17 protein-coding genes are annotated in these 18,107 nt (G+C 70.2%); 7 read left to right on the top strand and 10 right to left on the bottom strand.

From position 1 onward, the window contains the following. Positions 1 to 9: 9 nt before the first annotated feature. The 3 genes from IG98_RS0112155 (at position 10) to IG98_RS0112145 (ending at position 3,197) form a co-directional block, all read left to right on the top strand. Complete coding sequence (locus IG98_RS0112155; RefSeq protein ID WP_030910164.1) at positions 10 to 954, top strand: ROK family glucokinase; 945 nt, start codon at positions 10 to 12, stop codon at positions 952 to 954. Positions 955 to 1,217: 263 nt separating this feature from the next. After that, positions 1,218 to 1,928: an endonuclease/exonuclease/phosphatase family protein gene (locus IG98_RS0112150; protein ID WP_030910161.1), complete on the top strand. Its 711-nt coding sequence runs from the start codon at positions 1,218 to 1,220 to the stop codon at positions 1,926 to 1,928. Between the two features lie 141 nt (positions 1,929 to 2,069). Further along, the gene (locus IG98_RS0112145) at positions 2,070 to 3,197 is read left to right on the top strand and encodes a hypothetical protein (RefSeq protein ID WP_030910158.1); all 1,128 of its coding nucleotides are present in this window, start codon (positions 2,070 to 2,072) and stop codon (positions 3,195 to 3,197) included. A gap of 15 nt (positions 3,198 to 3,212) precedes the next feature. Here the strand turns inward: IG98_RS0112145 and IG98_RS0112140 are convergent, their stop codons facing one another. Together IG98_RS0112140 and IG98_RS0112135 are read right to left on the bottom strand one after the other, a co-directional pair. Beyond that, positions 3,213 to 3,683 (bottom strand): hypothetical protein, encoded by a 471-nt coding sequence (locus IG98_RS0112140; RefSeq protein WP_030910155.1) that lies wholly within the window; start codon positions 3,681 to 3,683, stop codon positions 3,213 to 3,215. 66 nt (positions 3,684 to 3,749) lie between these two features. Next, the gene (locus IG98_RS0112135; RefSeq protein ID WP_030910153.1) at positions 3,750 to 4,514 is read right to left on the bottom strand and encodes an alpha/beta hydrolase; all 765 of its coding nucleotides are present in this window, start codon (positions 4,512 to 4,514) and stop codon (positions 3,750 to 3,752) included. A 149-nt stretch (positions 4,515 to 4,663) separates the two neighbouring features. Between IG98_RS0112135 and IG98_RS0112130 the strand changes: the two genes are divergently transcribed. After that, complete coding sequence (locus IG98_RS0112130) at positions 4,664 to 5,383, top strand: lysophospholipid acyltransferase family protein (RefSeq protein ID WP_030910150.1); 720 nt, start codon at positions 4,664 to 4,666, stop codon at positions 5,381 to 5,383. Positions 5,384 to 5,421: 38 nt separating this feature from the next. On the opposite strand, the gene IG98_RS0112125 is transcribed toward IG98_RS0112130, so the two are convergent. The 5 genes from IG98_RS0112125 to IG98_RS50395 all read right to left on the bottom strand — a co-directional run bounded on the left by IG98_RS0112125 (position 5,422) and on the right by IG98_RS50395 (position 11,999). Next, positions 5,422 to 6,429 (bottom strand): LacI family DNA-binding transcriptional regulator, encoded by a 1,008-nt coding sequence (locus tag IG98_RS0112125; protein WP_030910147.1) that lies wholly within the window; start codon positions 6,427 to 6,429, stop codon positions 5,422 to 5,424. Positions 6,430 to 6,534: 105 nt separating this feature from the next. Continuing rightward, the gene (locus IG98_RS0112120) at positions 6,535 to 7,503 is read right to left on the bottom strand and encodes an acetylxylan esterase (protein ID WP_030910145.1); all 969 of its coding nucleotides are present in this window, start codon (positions 7,501 to 7,503) and stop codon (positions 6,535 to 6,537) included. Positions 7,504 to 7,813: 310 nt separating this feature from the next. Further along, a complete protein-coding gene (gene mmuM / locus IG98_RS0112115; protein ID WP_030910142.1) occupies positions 7,814 to 8,671 on the bottom strand; it encodes a homocysteine S-methyltransferase in 858 nt (285 codons plus the stop codon). A gap of 191 nt (positions 8,672 to 8,862) precedes the next feature. Continuing rightward, the gene (locus IG98_RS0112110) at positions 8,863 to 11,196 is read right to left on the bottom strand and encodes a VIT domain-containing protein (protein WP_030910139.1); all 2,334 of its coding nucleotides are present in this window, start codon (positions 11,194 to 11,196) and stop codon (positions 8,863 to 8,865) included. Beyond that, entirely contained in the window at positions 11,193 to 11,999 is an 807-nt protein-coding gene (locus IG98_RS50395) for a MerR family transcriptional regulator (RefSeq protein WP_037970056.1), read from the bottom strand. The genes IG98_RS0112110 and IG98_RS50395 overlap by 4 nt, the downstream gene beginning before the upstream one ends. Positions 12,000 to 12,123: 124 nt before the next feature. Between IG98_RS50395 and IG98_RS0112100 the strand changes: the two genes are divergently transcribed. After that, positions 12,124 to 12,591 (top strand): Dps family protein, encoded by a 468-nt coding sequence (locus IG98_RS0112100; protein ID WP_030910133.1) that lies wholly within the window; start codon positions 12,124 to 12,126, stop codon positions 12,589 to 12,591. Positions 12,592 to 12,736: 145 nt separating this feature from the next. Here IG98_RS0112100 and IG98_RS0112095 read toward each other — a convergent pair whose 3' ends face one another. Together IG98_RS0112095 and IG98_RS0112090 are read right to left on the bottom strand one after the other, a co-directional pair. Continuing rightward, positions 12,737 to 14,512, bottom strand: coding sequence for a hypothetical protein (locus IG98_RS0112095; protein ID WP_157594291.1), 1,776 nt, complete (start codon positions 14,510 to 14,512; stop codon positions 12,737 to 12,739). A gap of 186 nt (positions 14,513 to 14,698) precedes the next feature. Continuing rightward, on the bottom strand, positions 14,699 to 15,526 hold the full coding sequence (locus tag IG98_RS0112090) for a helix-turn-helix domain-containing protein (RefSeq protein WP_211263954.1): 828 nt from the start codon (positions 15,524 to 15,526) through the stop codon (positions 14,699 to 14,701). Between IG98_RS0112090 and IG98_RS0112085 the strand changes: the two genes are divergently transcribed. Further along, complete coding sequence (locus IG98_RS0112085; protein ID WP_037970054.1) at positions 15,525 to 16,067, top strand: TIGR03086 family metal-binding protein; 543 nt, start codon at positions 15,525 to 15,527, stop codon at positions 16,065 to 16,067. The two genes, IG98_RS0112090 and IG98_RS0112085, sit on opposite strands and share 2 nt — an antisense overlap. A gap of 191 nt (positions 16,068 to 16,258) precedes the next feature. Here IG98_RS0112085 and IG98_RS53260 read toward each other — a convergent pair whose 3' ends face one another. Beyond that, a complete protein-coding gene (locus IG98_RS53260; RefSeq protein WP_245651510.1) occupies positions 16,259 to 17,089 on the bottom strand; it encodes an HPP family protein in 831 nt (276 codons plus the stop codon). Between the two features lie 357 nt (positions 17,090 to 17,446). Here IG98_RS53260 and IG98_RS0112075 point away from each other — a divergent pair, with 357 nt between their 5' ends. After that, positions 17,447 to 18,106: a hypothetical protein gene (locus IG98_RS0112075; RefSeq protein ID WP_030910118.1), complete on the top strand. Its 660-nt coding sequence runs from the start codon at positions 17,447 to 17,449 to the stop codon at positions 18,104 to 18,106. Position 18,107 lies beyond the last annotated feature (1 nt).

Below are 18,107 nucleotides of genomic sequence, written 5' to 3'. Positions count from 1 at the left end.
AAACGGACAATGGCGCTGACCATCGGCGTGGACATCGGCGGTACGAAGGTCGCGGCGGGAGTCGTCGACGAGGACGGCCAGATCGTCGCGCACCTGCTGCGGCCCACCCCGGCCGAGAACCCCGAGCAGGTCGCCCACACGATCGGTGACGTGATCCTGGAACTCGCCAGGGACCGCGAGATCGAGGCCGTCGGTCTCGGTGCCGCCGGGTTCGTCGACGAGACCCGGTCCATCGTCCGGTTCGCCCCCAACCTCGCCTGGCGCGAGGAGCCCCTGCAGAAGAAGGTCTCCGACCTGGTCGGTCTGCCCGTCGTGGTGGAGAACGACGCCAACGCGATGGCGTGGGGCGAGGCCAGGTTCGGCGCCGGACGAGGGGAGAGCCACCTGGTGTGCGTGACCGTCGGCACCGGCATCGGCGGCGGCATCGTGCTCGACGGTTCCCTCTACCGGGGGCGCTGGGGCATGGGCGCCGAGTTCGGCCACATGCAGGTGGTCCCCCAGGGGCACCGGTGTGGGTGCGGCAACCTCGGTTGCTGGGAGCAGTACGCCAGCGGCAACGCGTTGGTCAACGAGGCCAGGAAGATCGCCGAGGCCGAGCCGGACAGGGCCGTCACGCTCCTGAAGATCGCCGGTGGTACGCCGGAACAGATCGAGGGCCACGAGGTCACCGAGGCCGCCAGACAGGGCGACCCGGCCGCGCTGGCCGCGTTCTCCTCGATGGCCCGCTGGATCGGTCAGGGGCTGGCCGACCTCGTCGCCGTCCTCGACCCCGGCTGCTTCGTACTCGGCGGCGGTGTCTCGCGCGCCGCGGATCTGTGGATCGACGAGACCCGCGAGTTCTTCGCCACGCACCTGAGCGGCCGGGGGCACCGCCCGCTGGCCGACATCCGGCTGGCCGAACTCGGTGCCTCGGCGGGCCTGGTGGGCGCCGCGGATCTCGCCCGCAGGCGCTGACCGGGGTTCTCCTCTCGGAAAGCCGCTGCGGGAAGCCTTTCCCCGGTCCGCCCAGGGAGGGCCTTTCCCGGGGCATCCGGCAGAGGCATGCCCCGTCCTGCCGGGCGGGGCCCCCGGGACGCGTGGGCCGGAGACCCCGGGTAGGACCGGACACGCACCGTCGTCCGCCTGCCCGCGGCCTGTATACCGATTAGGGATGGATGTCTGGTATATCCGACGGTGTGCGGTTACCCTCACGTCACGCGTCGCGAAGTGAGGCAGCCGTGGTGCTCAGGATCGCCAGCTACAACGTGCGTTCCATGAGGGACGACATCCCGGCGCTGGAGCGGGTGGTCGCCGCGCTCCGCGCGGACGTGCTCTGTGTGCAGGAGGCGCCCCGGTTCCTCTGCTGGCGCCGCAGGCGCAGACGGCTGGCCGCCTTCGGCGGACTGTCCGTGGCGGCCGGCCGGCGCAGGGGCGGCGTCGCGGTGCTGACCGGTCCCGGCGTGCGGCTGCTGCATGGGGAGGGGCACCTGCTGGAGTCCTTCTTTCCCCTGGAGCGGCGGGCCATCGCGATCGCCGTGGTGGAGGCGGAGGGGCGGCGGGTCGCCGTCGGCTCAATCCACCTCGACCTCGACGAGACGGCCAGGCGCCGGCACGCGGACGAGGCGGTGAGGCTCCTGGGAGAGGTGGCCGACCGGTTCGGCGCGCTGCCGGTGCTGGCCGGAGACATCAACGAGCAGTCCGGGCAGCCGAGCTGGCAGCACCTCGCCGAACGGCTGACCGACTGCTACCCGGTCTCACCGCGAGGTGACGGCTTCACCTTCCCGGCCAGGGGGCCGCACAAGCGGATTGACGCGATCTTCGCGGTGACCGGCCTCTCCGTGGTCTCCTGCGGGGGTGTCGAGGCCGATCCGGCAGACCTGGTGGCCGCCACCGACCACCTGCCGGTGATCGCCGAACTGGATCATCGGCTCCCCGGGCCCCACCTCTGAGGAACCCGCTTTCCCGGGGAGCCGAGAAAACCGGTGGGATCAGGGTTTTCGTGACGAACGGAAAGGTGTCTTTCCGGATCACGCCCGTCAACTGGAGAGACCGGGACGCGGGGAGGGGACGAGCCCCGTACCATTTGGAACATGACCCGTCGCCTTCCGCGGCGTGCGCTGGCTCTCTGCGCGGGAGGCCTGCTCCTGCTGTCCTCGCACACCTTTCCAGCACATGCCGATCCCGTCAGCCCGCCCGTGGCCGAGGCCTGGCAGGCTCCGGCCAGCGCGGGCCTGAGCAGTGACGGATCGCTCTCCGACGTGGTGGGCGTCTCGGCCACGAGTGTGTGGGCGGTGGGCCAGCAGAGCGTCTGGGACGTCTGGCAGAGCCGTGGCGCGATCACCCACTGGAACGGTTCCTCCTGGAACGAGGTCGGCATCCGCAACGACCCGACGGGCGCGGGGCCCCTGCGTTCCGTCGCGGCGGCCTCGGCGTCGGAGCTGTGGGCCGTCGGTGAGGGACATGACGGTCTTCCCTACCTGGCGAAGGGAGACGGGGCGGCCTTCGACAGGGTCGTCGTCGACAAACTGCACGCGGGTGACTGGCTGGGCGGGGTGGCGGCCGTCCCCGGCAGGATGGTCGCCGTCGGCCGCCGTGACAAGCAGCCCCTGATCGTGACCGGCACCGGTTCGAAGTGGAAGCTCACCCAGCTTTCCGGCAGGGGCACGCTGTACGGCGTGGCGCTGTCGGGCAAGAGCGACGGGTGGGCGGTGGGCGACGCCGCGGGCAGGCCGTTGATCATGAGGCAGTCCGGCGGGCGCTGGAAGCCTTTCAAGACCCCCGAGATTCCCGGCGGCTACCTGCGTGACGTCCACGTCGACGGGTCGAAGCGGGCAATCGCCGTCGGCGGCCTGTATCGGGGGGCCGGCGAGACCGTCCCGTTGATTCTGTCGTGGAACGGCAAGAGGTGGTCCCGGGTGTCCCCGCCCGCCGGTGACATCCGCCTGTACGGGGTGACCGGCGACCGCAAGGGCCACTTCTGGATCTCCGGGGTCGACCTGGACCGACCCGGCGAGGCGTTCCTGCTTCGCTACGACGGGCACAAGGTCAAGGCGTTGCGCGGCCCCGAGACCACCGACTCCCGGACGGTGAGGCTCCAGGCCGTGACCTATCTGCCGGGCACCGGCACCGTGTGGTCGGTCGGCCACGTGGTCGACGCCTCCGGCAAGTACACGGACGTGATCGAGCGCTTCGGTACCCCGGCGCGCGCCAAGCCGTAAGGCCGGGCCTCCCGCTCAGATGACCGCGCCGTCGTCCCAGCCGGAGTCGTTGGGCGGACCGTCGCCCATGCGGACCACCAGCGCCACGAAACCACCGATGAACGCGGCGACCGCGGTGAACAGCATCCAGCCCTGCAGGTTCCAGCTGAGTGCGGCGCTGAGCAGCAGGTAGGCGGGCCCGCCGAACAGGGCCAACCATGCGATCTTGGTGGCGGCGTCGGTCTTGGGCAGCGGGGGTGGTGGCGGAGGCACGTAGTGCTCCTCCTCCTCGCCGTCACTCCGTTCGGTGTCGGAGTCGTCGTCGGCCAGGTCGTCCTCACGCAGGAGGTCTTCCTCGTCCGACTGCTTGATCACTCGTCGCGGAGGTTCGGCCGGCAGGTTCTCACTGTCCGGCCACGGCTGATGTGCCGAGTCGTGCTCGGCGGGATCGTTGAAGGACGCGACGATCTGACGCCAGACCTCGTCCTCGTCACTTTGAGGTGTCACTTAGCTGGGCCCGTTGTTCATCGGCCGATCCCTTTCTCCCGGAGACCGCGCATCCTCCGCTCGGGATCAGTCTCTCTGCAAGGGTACAGACGCGTTCGTCTTGATGAACTCCAGGCTCCCCGCAAAGATCCGATCCGCATCATTGTCAAGAGTCGCGACGTGGTAGCTGTCGGCGAGCTCCACCACATTCAGATTCCCCCCGGTCAGCTTCTCACGCAGAATACGCACACTCGCCGGTTTCACAACATGATCCTGTGGGCTATGAAAAACCAGTACTGGCTGGGTGATCTTGCTCAGCTCCGACTGGGTCAGTGCCCAGAGCCGGGGGAGGGTGGCCGCCGCCTTGACCGGTGTGCGCGAGTAGCCGAGCTCGGTCGCCCCCTCCTTCTTGATGTCTCCCGCCACACCGGGCACCGACGCGATCACGAACCTGAGCAGGGGAGCCAGCCTGAGCAGCAGCACGTCGTTGGTCACCGACGGGTTGACGATCACCAGCCCGCTGATCCGGTCGCCGTGCACCTCGGCCAGCCGCAGCGCCATGCAGCCGCCGAGCGACAGGCCCATGACGAAGACCTCGGCGCAGTTGCCACGCAGGTCCGCCAGGGACTTGTCCAACTCGGCGTACCAGTCCTCCCAGCGGGTGTGGCTCATCTCCTGCCAGGTGGTGCCGTGGCCGGGCAGCCGTGGCAGCGACACGGTGATGCCCGCCGCCGCCAGGTACTCGCCCCACGGGCGCAGGGACTGCGGCGATCCGGTAAATCCATGACAGAGCAGGACGCCGATCTGTCCTCCCGCATGGTGGTACGCCTCCGCACCGGGCATGACTGGCATCGCGGCTCCTTGTAAGGTTCGCCCGATCGTCGCACGACTGGGGCGTGTTTTGCGAGAGGTCGATTTGGGTGGTTCGGTGGTGTAGGTGACCGAGGCCGGAAGTGGGAGGATAACTCCAGGTCCTCGCCTGTCAACTGAAGGAGCATGGAGTGTTCTACTGGGTGGTGAAGGCGATCCTCGGACCCCTGCTCCACGTGATTTTCCGCCCGTGGGTGGAGGGCGTGGACAATGTGCCGAGGCAGGGGCCGGTGATCCTGGCCGGAAACCACCTGTCATTCGCCGACCATTTCTTCGGTGCGCTCTTCCTGCGGCGCAAGGTGATCTCTCTCGGCAAGTCCGACTACTTCACCGGCCGCGGCCTCAAGGGAATGCTGAGCAGGGCCTTCTTCAGTGGTGTCGGCACCGTCCCGATCGACCGCTCGGGGGGCAAGGCCAGCGAGGCGGCGCTCCGCACCGGCAGGCGCATTCTTGACGAGGGCCATGTGCTCGCCATCTATCCCGAGGGCACCCGCTCCCACGACGGTCGTCTCTACAAGGGCAAGACCGGGGTGGCCCGCCTGGCGCTGGAGTCGCGCGTGCCGGTCATCCCGTGGGCGATGGTCAACACCTTTGAGATGATGCCTCCCGGCCGCATCCTGCCCAAGCTGGGCATCCGTCCCGGTGTGAAGTTCGGCAAGCCGCTGGACTTCACCCGCTACTACGGAATGGAGGAGGACCGCCTCGTGCTGCGCGCCGTCACCGACGAGATCATGTACGCGCTGATGGAGCTCTCCGGCCAGGAGTATGTCGACAGGTATGCCGCGAGCGCCAAGGCCGAGGCCGCCCGCGCCGCCAAGGAGAGTCTCGTTCAGGCGCGCAAGCGCACCTGAACGTCCCGGGTGTCCGCGCCGGCGGCCGCCGGCGGAGATCAGTGGGTCGACTCACGGACGATCAGTTCGGGCTGGAACATGACCTGCTGGTGGGCATGGGACTCCGGGTTGTCGCACTCGTCGAGCAGCAGTTCGGTGGCCACCCTGCCGAGCCGGTGGGTCGGCTGCCGGATCGAGGTGAGCGAGACCGCGGACGCCGAGGCGAAGTCGATGTCGTCGTAACCGATGAGCAGGACGTCCTGGGGGACCCGCACGCCCGCGTGAAGCAGCCCCCGCAGCATGCCGAGGGCCAGCAGGTCGTTCGCGCAGAACACGGCGTCCGGCAGCCGCCCCTCGGCGATGAGCTTCTCCGCGGCCTGCTGCCCGGACCTGGCGTTCATCGCGCTCATCGCGACCTCCTCCAGCGCCTGCCCGGGATCGCGGCCCGCCGCGGCCAGCGCCCGCTCGGCGCCGGTCAGCCGGTCGGCGCACTGGCGGATGGTGAGGGGGCCGGTGACGTAGGCGATCCGGCCGGCCCCGGCGGCCAGCAGGTGGGAGACCGCGAGGGAACCGCCGGTGATGTCGTTGACCGCCACCGAGCACTGGTCGGCGCGCTCGGCGGGGTGATCCACCAGGACCACGTTGATGCCGCGCTCCCTGAGCTGGTCGAGCTTGGCCAGGTTCCCCCCGGCGGGGGTGATGAGCACCCCGCGGACCCGCTGCTCGGCGAAGACCAGGAGGTTGCGCTCCTCCTTGAGCCTGTCGCCCGAGGAGTTGCCCAGGATCACCGCGTACCCGCGCTCGCTGGCCACCTCCTCGACCCCGGCGGCCACGTCCGTGAAGAAGGGGTTGCCGATGTCGATGACCGAGAGGCCGACGGTGCGGCTGTGCCCGGCCCGCAGGCTGGAGGCGGAGCCGTGCCGGACGAACCCCAGGTCACGAATGGCCTTCTCGACCCGGGAGCGGGTGGACTCGGCGACCTTCTCCGGGCGGTTGAGCACGTTGGAGACCGTTCCCGGGGAGACTCCGGCCCGCGCGGCCACTTCCTTGATGCTCACCGAACTCATGTGCACTGATTAAAACGTAACAACCATACGAGCGCCAGCGAAGTCACCATTTACAGCTCACCTCTGGCTTTTGACTAAAACGTTTCGACCAGCATATCCGGCCGGTCAGCCTGTCAGCAGTTTCCTGGCGATCCTGAGTTGCTCGGCGATCTGGTCGGACTCGCCCCCCTCGTGGCCGTTGAAGGCCCACACCCGGATGTCCTTGTCGCCGGCGTAGTGGTTGTAGGCGGCGAAGACCGTGGAGGCGGGGGTGATGCCGTCGCGCAGGCCGACGGAGAAGAGCGCGGGCGTGGTGTTGCGGGCGGCGAAGTTCATGCCGTCGAAGTGGTCGAGGGTGGCGAAGACCTGGTCGACCCGGTGGCGGTTGGACTTGAGGAACCGGCCGAGCTCGGCGTAGGGGTCCTCGTCGGTGATCTCGGCGGCGCGGCGGATGTGCGACATGAACGGCACGTCGATGAAGGCGAACAGCAGGCCGGGCACCAGCGCGCTCACCGCCATCGCGAGGCCGCCGCCCTGGCTGCCGCCGGAGACGACCATGCGTGAGGCGTCCACCAGTGGATGCGCGCGGGCGGCCTCGACCGCCCTGACCCCGTCGGTGTAGAGGCGCCGGAAGTAGTAGTCGTCGGGGTCGGACACGCCCTGGGTGAGCTTGCCGCTACTCTGCGCCCCGGTGCCGCCCACCGGGTCGGGCGTGTCACCGGGCCGCCAGCCGCCGCCCTGCCCGCGGGAGTCCATGACGAGGACCGCCCATCCGGCCGCGGGCCAGGTGAGCCAGTCGTGTGGCAGCCCCCGGCCGCCGTTGTAGCCGATGTACTGCACCACACACGGCAGCGGCTCCTCGGCCGCGGCGGGCAGCAGCAGCCAGCCCTTGATCTCCTGGCCGCCGAAACCCGCGTAACCGACGTCGAGGCAGCGGATCAGGGCCAGGTCCGTCTCCACCTCGGTGAAGACGGCGTTCAGGTCGTGCTCGCGGGTCTCGGCGAGCGTCCTCGTCCAGAAGGCGTCGAACCCGTCGGGTTCCCGGCGCTCGGGCCGGTACTCCCTGAGCTGGTCGAGGGGCATGTCGACGAACAAGAGACCTCCCGGGGGGCGGAACGCGCTCCGACGCCCTGGACGCCGGCCGATCACTACCGTAGGCCGTCGTGCCGCCCGGGGATAGTGCGCGGTTCCGGCTGGTAAAAACGTACTAATTCGGTGACCTGTCCAGGGGCGTTGACGTGACATGGATGGTGCTTGACCTGCTGTCCGGCCTCTTCGTTGCTATTAAAACGTTTTCAAGCAAGCTGGTCGTAACCCTGCACCTGGAGTACTGCGGCAGCGCTACGACCCCGACCCGGGCGCCGAGGTTCCGCCGGCGAGGTGACGGCGGGACCTCGGCGCCCGGTCAGGTCAGGTGGGCGCGGATCTGGCGGATGTGCTCCGGCGTGGTGCGGCAGCAGCCGCCGACGAAGGCGGAACCCGCCGCGTTCCATCCGGCCGCCGCCTCGCCGAACTCCACCGGGTCGGCCAGCCCGAGCCAGCGGTGGTTCGCCGAGTCCCAGACCTCGCCGGAGTTGGGGTAGACCATGCTGGGCTTGCCCTTGATCTGGGAGATCAGGTTGAGCACGTGGCGCGGTGCCGTGCAGTTGACGCCGATCGCGATCACCTGGGGATTGCCGGCGAACAGGCGGGCCGCGGTCCGCAGCGGGGTGCCGTCGTTGATGTGCTCGCCGTCGCGGCAGGAGAAGCTCACCCACGCCCGCATCCCCGGCGTCTCGGCCAGCAGTCGCCGCAGCGCCCTCGCCTCGGAGTAGGAGGGGATGGTCTCGCAGGCCAGCAGGTCGGCCTCGCTGTCGGCCAGGATGTGCCAGCGGTCGCGGTGCCAGTCGGTCAGGCCGTCCTCGTCGAGGTCGTACTTTCCGGTGTACTCGGCGCCGTTGGCCAGGTAGGCGCCGTACGGTCCGACGCTGGCGGCCACGGTGCCGGAGCCGTGGGCATCCCTGGCCTGGGCGGCGAGGTGCACGGAGAGCAGGATCAGATCCTCGGCCTCGGCGGCGCTCAGCCCCCGCCGCAGGAACGCCGGTATGCTCGCCTGATAACTCGCCGTTATCGCCACCTCGGCACCGGCGGTGAAGTAGTCGAGATGCGCCTGCCGGATCACAGAGGGGTTCTCCAGCAGGAGCTTCGCCGACCACAGGTCGTCTCGCAGGTCCGCGCCCAGCTCCTCCAAATGGGTGGCCAGGCCGCCGTCCAGAATCACCATTCCGCTACTTTATGTGGAGCCGAGAGGCCGGGAAGCCCGCTGTCCCGTACCGGCCCCGTCAGGCCATGCCCGTAATGCCGGGAGTCGCGGACCCGGGTGTCCCGCGCAGGAGAACGCCACGGGCGACGGAGCTCAGCGGACACCTTCTCCGGGCCCGGTCCGTTCGGCGGTCCGTCCGGGCCCGGAGGAGGTCATCGCTTCCAGAACGGGCGGCGCCCGCCGGTGCCCACCAGGGCCTCCAGAACCTCCACGGCCCGCTGCCAGAGGGCGTCCACGTCCCCACCGGCCCGCAGTTCCTCGGCCAGGGCCGCCAGCTCCGGGTGGCCGCCGAGATAGATCACCAGGGCCGCGAGGCGGCTGCCCAGGTCCTCCAGCACGCACAGCCGTTCGGCGGCGGGCAGGGACGCCGCGGCGCGCAGCCGCTTCAGCTCCTCGGCGAGCAGGTCCCGCGGCGGCTCCTGCGGCCTGCTCCGCGGTTCGGGGGCCGGCACCGGACGGGGCAGCATCCGGGCGCGGTCGTCGAAGCCGCCGGCCGCCGCCTCCTGTGGCAGGCCGCCGCCGATCGCGCTCGCCGCGAACTTCGGCATGGAGCCGGGGGCGGCCATCCCGGGCGGCCCCATGGGCGGGCTCGGGGCCGCACTCGCCTCGGCGGCCATCGAGGTCAGCATCATCGGCGCGGCGGCGACGGGGGTCGCCCAGCCGCTGGGCAGTTCCACCGGCTGGATCACCCGGTGCCCGGGACCGCCCTCGGCGACCACCTGCGTGTCGACCGCGACGAAGGCGGTGAACCGGCAGAGCACCCCGTACCTGAGCGAGGTCTCCACGATCTCGGCCTCCAGCGACCGGTCGCCGATCGCGTAGCGGTCCTCCAGGGTCCGCAGCCGCCCCCGAGCCCAGATCGCCCGTACCGCCGGGTTGTCCACCGTCGCCGAGGCGACCCGCCGCTCCCACGGCAGGCCCGCGGCGTCCAGGCCCCGTACGGTCAGCGCGCCGGTGGCGGCGCCCCGGTAGCGGCCGAGGACGGTGAGCGGGACACCGGAGTAGAGCGAGCCGACATGGCCGACCGTCTCGGTGATCAGGTCGAGCCCATCGGAGTGCAGGGTCAGGTCGGTGACCAGGGGGGCGCCGATCCTGCGGTGGATGTGCTCCATCGCCTCGTCGAGCCGGTCCTCGGACTCGACCAGCTCGCACCGGCCTCCGCCCAGCCCGGCGAGCCTGCCCAGGAACCCGGCGTTGACCGCCCTGTCGATGCCGACCGTGTGCACCCGCACACCGGCCAGCCGGGATCCGGTCCGCTTCAGGATCTGGTCCTCGTTGCCCACCTGTCCGTCGGTGACCAGCACCAGCACCCGGTCCCCGGCGGAGTCGGCGAGCAGCGCGGCGGCCTGCTCAAGCGGGGCCAGCATCTCGGTGCCGCCACGCGCCTCCAGCCTGGCCAGATGCTCCACGGCCCGGTAGCGGTTGCGGTCGGACGCCGCACAGAGCCCCTCGCCGAGCCCGTCCGGCTGCTCCACGACGGTGTCGAAGGAGAGCACCGCGAACCGGTCGCGCGAGGTGAGCGTGTCGATGATGCGGGCGGCGGCACGCCGGGCGGCCACCATCTTCCAGCCGGTCATGCTGCCCGAGCGGTCGAGCACCAGCACCACGTCCTTGGCCCTCGCTCCGGCGGGTGCCGCCTCCGGGACGACGGTCAGCGTGAACGTGCCCTCGCCGTTCTCGTCGTCGGGGACCAGCGCCAGGGAGGTGGAGGCGCCTGTGGCCAGACGCAGGATGAAGTCGCGGTCCAGCCGCTCGTCCGGCTGGAGGCGGATCGTGCCGCCCTCCGCCAGGACCACGTGCAGGCTGGAGCGGATCTCGCGCAACTCCAGCCCCGCCGGGTCGACGGAGACGGCCAGCGAGAGCCGTACCGGGTTGGGGAAGCCGGGCAGCAGCACCGGCGGGGTGATCCGGGAGGCGTCGGGGACCGCGTCGGTGTCCGGGGTCCACCCGTCGCCCGCCCGATCGCCGTCCAGCGGGGTGCCGGGGATGTAGCGGGGGGCGACGACCAGCGGGAAGCGGAAGGTGGCCGCGCCGTCCTCGTACGGGAGCGGCTGGTTCAGCGTGAGATGGACGGTGACCCGCTCACCGGGCACGATGTTGCCGACCCTGATGGTGAAGACGTCGGGGCGGTCCTCCTCGGCGATCGCGGCCCGCCTGCCCTGGGCGATCGCCTGGTCGTAGTCGGCCCTGGCCTGGCCGCGCTCCTTGAGCACGCCCTCGATGACCCGCCCGTCGGCCTCCATCCTGAAGGCGGTCACGGCGGCGCGGTCGGGCAGCGGGAAGACGTACGTCGCCTCCAGTGCCACGTCGTGCGGGTTGTGGAAGGCCTGGACCACCTCGACCCCGGCCATCAGGCCGGACACGGCGGCGGTCACGTCCACGCTCTCCAGCGGCAGGTTGCCGCGCTCGGTGGTGAGCGTCCCCAGCCCGGCGTCCGGGACGGGCGAACACTCCTCCGGTGACAGTGTTGCGATCGAGGTAATCATGGTCGTGTTCCTTCCGGAGGTGTGAGGCCGCGTTCGCGCAGGAGCGACAGGAGCTCCCGTGACGCGGCGGCGATCTCGGCGAGGTCGTCGGGTGAGGGGGGGCGGCCGCCGCTGCCGCCGCCGTCGAGCAGCAACGTCACGCCGTCCGCCAGGCGTACGCCGTGCACGATCACGGCGGGTGGCCGGGTTTCCGCGGCCGGACGGGGGACCGCTACGGGTACGTCCGCCCAGGGTGCGGGCCGGTGGGACGGGGCCGAGTCGTGCGCGGCCCGATCGGGTGCGGCCTGGTCGGAGCGGGGCTCTGCCCGGCCGGGTGGAGGCGTGGCCCCGCCGGACGATGCCGGAAGGGGCGGGGTGCCGGCGGGGGCGGGTTTCGGTGGTGGCGCGGGTTTCCGTGGTGCGGTGAGGCCGCTCTCCGCCGGAGCCGAGGACTGCTCGGCCCAGAAGCGCGGGCGTGCCGTCCTGGGGGAGACCGTCTCGGCGGCGTGCTCCGGCGACCACTCGGGGATGCGGGCGATCGACTCCAGGGTCTGGTCGGTGGCTCCGGTCAGTTCGGCCTGGATATCGGCGATGGTCCGGCCGTCGGCCTGGCGCCGCTTGACCGCGATGAGCTGGAGCAGGTGGCGCCTGCCGTACAGGGCCACCCGGCCGCGTCGGGCCAGAGGGGGATCGAGGAGACCGATCGTGGCGTACCACCGGATGAGCCGCTCGTTGGGCACGTCCCTGACCCGCCCGTTGAGCTGGGCGGTGGGGGCCAGCGCCGCGGACGCCCGCTCAGCCAGTTCGCCGATGGTCCATTCCATGCATCGATAGTGACACTGTCATCATGACACTGTCAATGTAAGAGGCTGGATAGGGAGGCGGATAGATGGGTATGGACATTCCGGAGCAAACGGGAAACCGAGCTAGAAACAGGGGGAAAATTCCATGTCCTCGATCACCAGTCCACTCAAGCCAGAAGACAAGAAGGTCGTCGGCCAGGTGCTCCAGGGCGCGCTCGTCGACCTGCTCGACCTGTCGCTCCTGACCAAGCAGGCCCACTGGAACGTGATCGGCCATAACTTCCGCGCACTGCACCTGCAGCTCGACAAGATCGTCTCGTCTGCCAGGAAGCACGCGGACACCGTCGCCGAGCGTGCGGTGGCCGTCGGATGCAACCCCGACGGCCGGTCCTCCACGATCGCGAACCACACCGAGGTGCCGCAGCTGGAGACGGGTTACATCAACGACGGCAAGGTCGTCGCCGCCATGACGGACATTCTCGGGTCCATCATCCGCCGGATGCGCGAGCGCATCGTCGCCACCGAGAAGCCCGACCTGGTGACCCAGGACCTCCTGATCGAGATCACTCAGGACCTGGAGAAGCACCACTGGATGATCGAGGCCCAGCGCTAGGTCGTCTCACCAAGGCGCCCCGGCCCGCTGGCCGGGGCGCCTTGAGAGGTGGCTTCCGCGCTCTGGATGACAGAGCACACGGGAGAACGTGAAAGCCCGTGGTTCCCCTGCCGGGGCAGGGGAACCACGGGCGGGATGATGCCGATCAGATGCAGTGCACCGGATATTCGGCCTGCTTGGTCGGCTTGTTGTGGTTCAGTACCTCGATGGCGACCGTTCCGCTGGTCTTCGAACTCCGGGTCCAGTGGAAGGCCTGGAGGCCGAGGAGTCCGCTGGATCCGACCTTGAGCGTTTGGGTGTCATCCGGCTTCCCGTCGATGACCCAGCGGTAGCTGATCTCCGTGTCCGGAGCCGCCTGGAGGTTTGCCCACGCGGTGGGGTACGGCGCGGCGTCGCAGTCGCCGTGGTAGGCCACCGAGGTCAACCCGCTGATGCGGACCGTGCCCGGCGTCGGATCCTTCGGCACACAGGTCCAGGAGTAGGTCTGCTGTGTGAACGGCTTGTTGTGGTTGAGCACTTCAAGCCGTACGGTGCCGGTTCCGCTGCTCTGCGCGGACTTGTACCAGAAGTCGCCGATCGTCTGGGCGACGCCGGGCTTGAGCACCTGGCTCCTGACCGGCCCCGGCTGGCCGTCGGCCACCAGACGGTACCTGACCTCGGTCTCGCGGTCCGTCGTGAACCGCCCGTCCACGCGCATGCTGAAGGAACGGTCGCAGTCGCCCGCGTAGAGCGGCACGAGCACGTAGCGGAAGGTCACGTTGGCGTCGTTGGGCCCTTCGTCGCAGGTGAAGGTGTACGAGCGCTCGTCAGGCTGAGAGGGGCCGCCCTCGACCATGAGGCCGACCTTGTGCGGACCGCCCCCGGCGGCACCGAGGGTCCAGGAGGCGGAGACGTCCTGGGAACGGGCCTGGGTGGAGGCGGGGAAGTCCAGCACCTGCTTCTGCCAGGCGGCGCCGTCCACGAGCCACCAGTACGTGACCTTCTGTGCGGCTCCGGCGGGAAGCGTGACCCGCCCGGTGGCCCGGTACGCGATCGGATCCACGCAGGTGCCCGCGTAGTCGCCCGGGGTGAGCTCCACGATCTGCCGTCCCGGCGTCGCCGGAGGCTGCGTGGGCGTGGACGTCGGCGTGGACGTCGGGGTGGACGTCGGGGTGGGCGCCGGGCCGTTCTTACAGGTCACCGCGTAGTCGGCGCGGCCGGAGTCGTGTCCGCCGGGGGTGAGGATGCGGACGGCCTTCCACCCGTCGGTGGAGCTGCCCACGCTCATCGGCAGCGTGACCTGGCGGATGCGCGACCCGCCGGCGGCGAAGTACAGCGACTCCGGCCGTCCTTCGCCGGTGATGCTGTCGATCCACCGGTAATCGACGGTGGCCGGGGTGCGCGAGACCTGGATGGTCGCGGTGAACCGTACCGTCGTCGGGCAGACGCCGTTGTAGTCGGCCGGGCTGACCTCCACGTCCGCCGCCGATTCCAGCGGCCGTCCGGGCTGGGCGGGCAGCGGGTGGGAGACGTCCCACACCTGTGCGGGACCGTCACAGGCGACGCTGAACCGCGCCTTGCCCGACAGTCCCTTCTTGCCCAGGATCTCGATGGCCTGCCAGCCGGTGGTGTCGCGGTCGAAGGTCTGCCGGTCTCGCACGACCACCTTGCGCGAGCCGTTGACACGGAAGCTCTTGACGACGCTCTTGCCGCCGTCGCCGCGTACCCATCTATAACGGATGATGCCCTTGCCCTTGGCAGCCACCACCGCGGAGAATCCCACTGTGGTCGGACACGCGCCCGACCGCTTGGCGGGACTCGCCTTCACCTGGGCCACCGCGGTCTTGACCGCGGGGGCGGAGGATGTGGCGGCGTACGAGGGGGCGGCGGCCAGCAGCCCGCTGAGCACCACCGTGCTCAGCAGCAACGCTGTCCTCTTCATCAGGATCCCTTTCTTGTTTGCGAAAGGTTTCCATGATCGAGATAGCCGCTTGGGAATTACTTGGTTTTTAGTTGCGGGCAACGTCAGCCACGGCATCGACCGACCTGGCCGCCGGCGTCGGCACGGGCGGGGCGGAGTGGAGCCGCCGCCTCGCCAAAGGAGACGGGCTCGCACCGGACGCCAGGATCAGGCCTGGCTGCTGAGCCGGGCGTAGGCGGCGGGTGGCATGCCGACCGCTGCGGTGAAGTCGCGGGTCAGGTGGGCCTGGTCGGTGTAGCCAAGCTCGGCGGCCAGTGTGGCGAGGTCGAGGCCCCGGTAGACTCGCTCCGCGGCCTCGTGCAGCCGGAAGCGGCGGATCACCCACTTGGGGCCGATGCCGACATGGTCCCGAAACAGCCGCTGCAGCGAGCGCACCGACCGCCCCGATCTGGCGGCCAGCTCGTCGACCCTGGTCACGGACACGTCGCTCTCCGCCATCGCCACCAGCGCCGCGACCTCCTCCGCCGGCGGATCCTGCTCCGGCCCCAGGCTCAGCAGGAACGCCTCGGTGAGCGCGATGGCGGCCCGGACGTCGGGCTCGGCCAGGACCTGTTCGACCAGGGTCGCGCCCGCCGCGCCGTACATCTCGTCGATCTCCACGAAGCGGCCGGTCAGCTGGGACACCGGGCCGCCGAGGAACGGCCGGAAGCCACCGGGGCGGAAGCGCGTGCCGAGCACGCGGCCGCTGCCCCGCATCGTGTAGGAGAACCCGCCCCTGATCACTCCCGCGATCCGGCGGAAGTCCGGGGTGATCGTCATGTTCACGGTGGGGTGCGAGACGATGCGCTGTTCGTACGGCTCGGCGAGGTCGGTCCAGGTGACGACCCAGAAGTGATCTACATACGCCGAAATTTCGGGTGATGGCGCATGACGGGCGAAATCGAAGGTACTGAGCCCCGTGTACGGGTCGACCCAGCCGCGCTGTCGCGTTTCTACAAGCCGCGCCTCGGGTAGGCGGGGCACCATGGCTGCCATGGACGACATGATGCCGCTGATGACGCACGCCACCGAACGGACCGCGGGACTGGTGCGCGCGGTACGGCAGGAGCAGCTCGGGTCCCCGACGCCGTGCGCGAAGTTCGACGTCAAGGACCTGATCAACCATCTCGAATGGGTGGCGGAGATGTTCGAGTCGCTGGGCCGCAGGGGGCCGAACGTCGAGCAGGGGCCCTACGCGGGCGACTTCCCCGAGCGGGCGGAGCGAATGCTGGCCGCCTGGTCGCGGCCCGAGGCGTGGGAGGGGACCAGCCCCGGCATGGGCCTGCCGATGACCACGCTGGCCCACATGTACCTCGTCGACATGGTCGTGCACGGCTGGGACCTGGCCAGGGCCACCGGTCAGGAGTACGAGCCGGACCCCGAGGCCGTCTCGCGGGCGCTGGACTTCACCGATCGGATGGTGGAGACGGGCAGGCAGCTCGGCGCCTTCGGGCCGCCGGTGGCGGTGCCGGACGACGCCCCGCCGTTCGACCGCCTGCTCGGCGTCATCGGCCGGGACCCGGCCTGGACGCCGTGATCCGCTCCAGCCCGTCAAGACGGCTCCCGGGAGCCGTCTTGCGCGTACTTCCGTGAGATCCACGGGGTGGATTCCCGCATGCCGCCGTCGCCGGACCGGAGCAGGCCAAAGCGGAGCCGCCGGGCGGCGCGGTGGGCGGCTCGTCCACGGGCCGGACCCGCGGCCGTTCACATCGGCGGAGTCGCCGGTCGTCACCACCAGTAGGTGGGGTAGCGCGGTGTCACTCCGCTGCGTCCGACGAGCATGCCGACGATCACCAGGACGACGGTCGCGGCGACGAGTATCGGCAGGAACGGCACCAGGGGCTGCTGCTGGGCGACCACGACCGCCGCGGTGGCGGCGGCGGGCGAGTGCGGCGTACGCGTCAGGGCCGTGACCCCGAGGGCCAGGCCGCCGGCGACGGCGGCGGCCCAGATGGAGGAGCCGGCGACGGCCAGTACGGCGAATCCGGTGAGCGCCGCCAGCAGCTGACCGCCGATCACGCTTCGTGGCTGCGCCAGCGGCAGGGTCGGCGCGCCGAAGACCAGGGCGGCGCTGGCGACGAGCGGGGGCATCAGCCAGACCTGGTCCAGCACGGTGCCGAACGCGACCAGGGTGACCAGGGCGATCGTGGCGCCCGCGGTGAAGACGGCGATGGCCGCCGTCTTCGGCCGGGCGGGTGCGCGGCTCCTGAGGCCCCACCAGGCGTCCGTCGCGGTGGTCTCGTCGGATATTTCCACTTTCTCGCTCGTCGGTGAGACGAAGGCCGTCTTCTCGTCGTCCCTGCCGAAGGCGACCGGGTACGCCACATGGGCGGTCCGCCAGGGCCGCGACGGCTCCGCCCGAATCTCCAGATCCGGTATGGCCTCGATGGGCCCCCTCAGGTGCGTCCTGCCTCCCGGTGAGATCTCCTTCGTGTCCCCGACGGCCTGCGGATCGAGCCGCGCGGTCGCCAGGACCTCTTTCAGTCCGGACGCCTGCGGCAGGACCGGCGTCGTCCACCCGCGCATCCGGTCGGCCGGGAAGAAGTTGCGAACCCCCATGGAAAATCTCCTGCGATCTCGGTACCGGTCACCAAAGATCGCAGAGGGTACTTGTGCCTTACTTGGAGGTCAGCGCAAGCGCCTGCCCACCGGGCAGACGTTGCCTGATACGGCACCGCGGTGATTTGTCAGGGCGGGGTACAGAGGTTGCGGGGGCGCCCTGCGGCGGTCATCCACATCACGATCGGACCGTTACGCATTCTGGCAAACGGGGGGAATTCTTGGGCGTATCCGCCGCGGTGCGCCCGCTCGCTGGTTTTGTCGGTTCCCCCAGAGGCGCCCTCGCGTGGCGTGCGGGCTTGCAGTGAGGTGCAAGTGGATCATCAGCCCCGCTCGTCGTCCTCTTCGCGAAGGGCGGTGCTCAAACGTCGCGAGGAAAGAGGCACACGTGGGCAGGAACAGCGGACACTGGCGATCGGCGTCCTGGTGGGCTTCCTGGCCGGAGGATCGGGCGTGGCGGTCGCCGCCGCGGTCGCCGACGAGGTGATCACCGCCTGTGTGACCCCGAACGGAATCCTGCGGGTTCCCGATTCCACAGGCCAGTGCCCGGTGGGCCAGGAGACGGTCTCGTGGAACCAGACGGGACCGGCCGGCCCGCAGGGAGCGCCCGGCAAGTCCAGTGAGGCGTGGTCGGACCACTACAACGGCGCGATATCGGTCCCGGCGACGATGACGGATGTCGCCATGGTGCCGGGGCTGCCCCAGGGCACGTACGTCATGCCGGCCGACCTGGGGTACAGCGACGCCAGGGGAGGAGTGGACGCGTACGGCATCCAGTGCGAACTCCAGGTGGCCGATGGCTCCATCTACGGCCGGGTGGCGAGCCGCCTCGACCGGAAGGCCGTCGGGGAGTACAGCGGCTCCATGGCGTTCAACATTCCTGTCACGATCACCGCTTCCACGGGTGCCGTCCGGCTGAGGTGCAGGACGTACGGTATGGCAGCCGGAAGGGAAGTGCACGTCTCGTCCCCCACCCTGACGGCGATCTCCACGCCGAAGCTGACGACGAACCGCTAGC

Source organism: Streptosporangium amethystogenes, assembly GCF_000721075.1.
GTDB lineage: Bacteria > Actinomycetota > Actinomycetes > Streptosporangiales > Streptosporangiaceae > Streptosporangium > Streptosporangium amethystogenes.
This window is presented reverse-complemented; position numbering and strand designations above follow the sequence as displayed.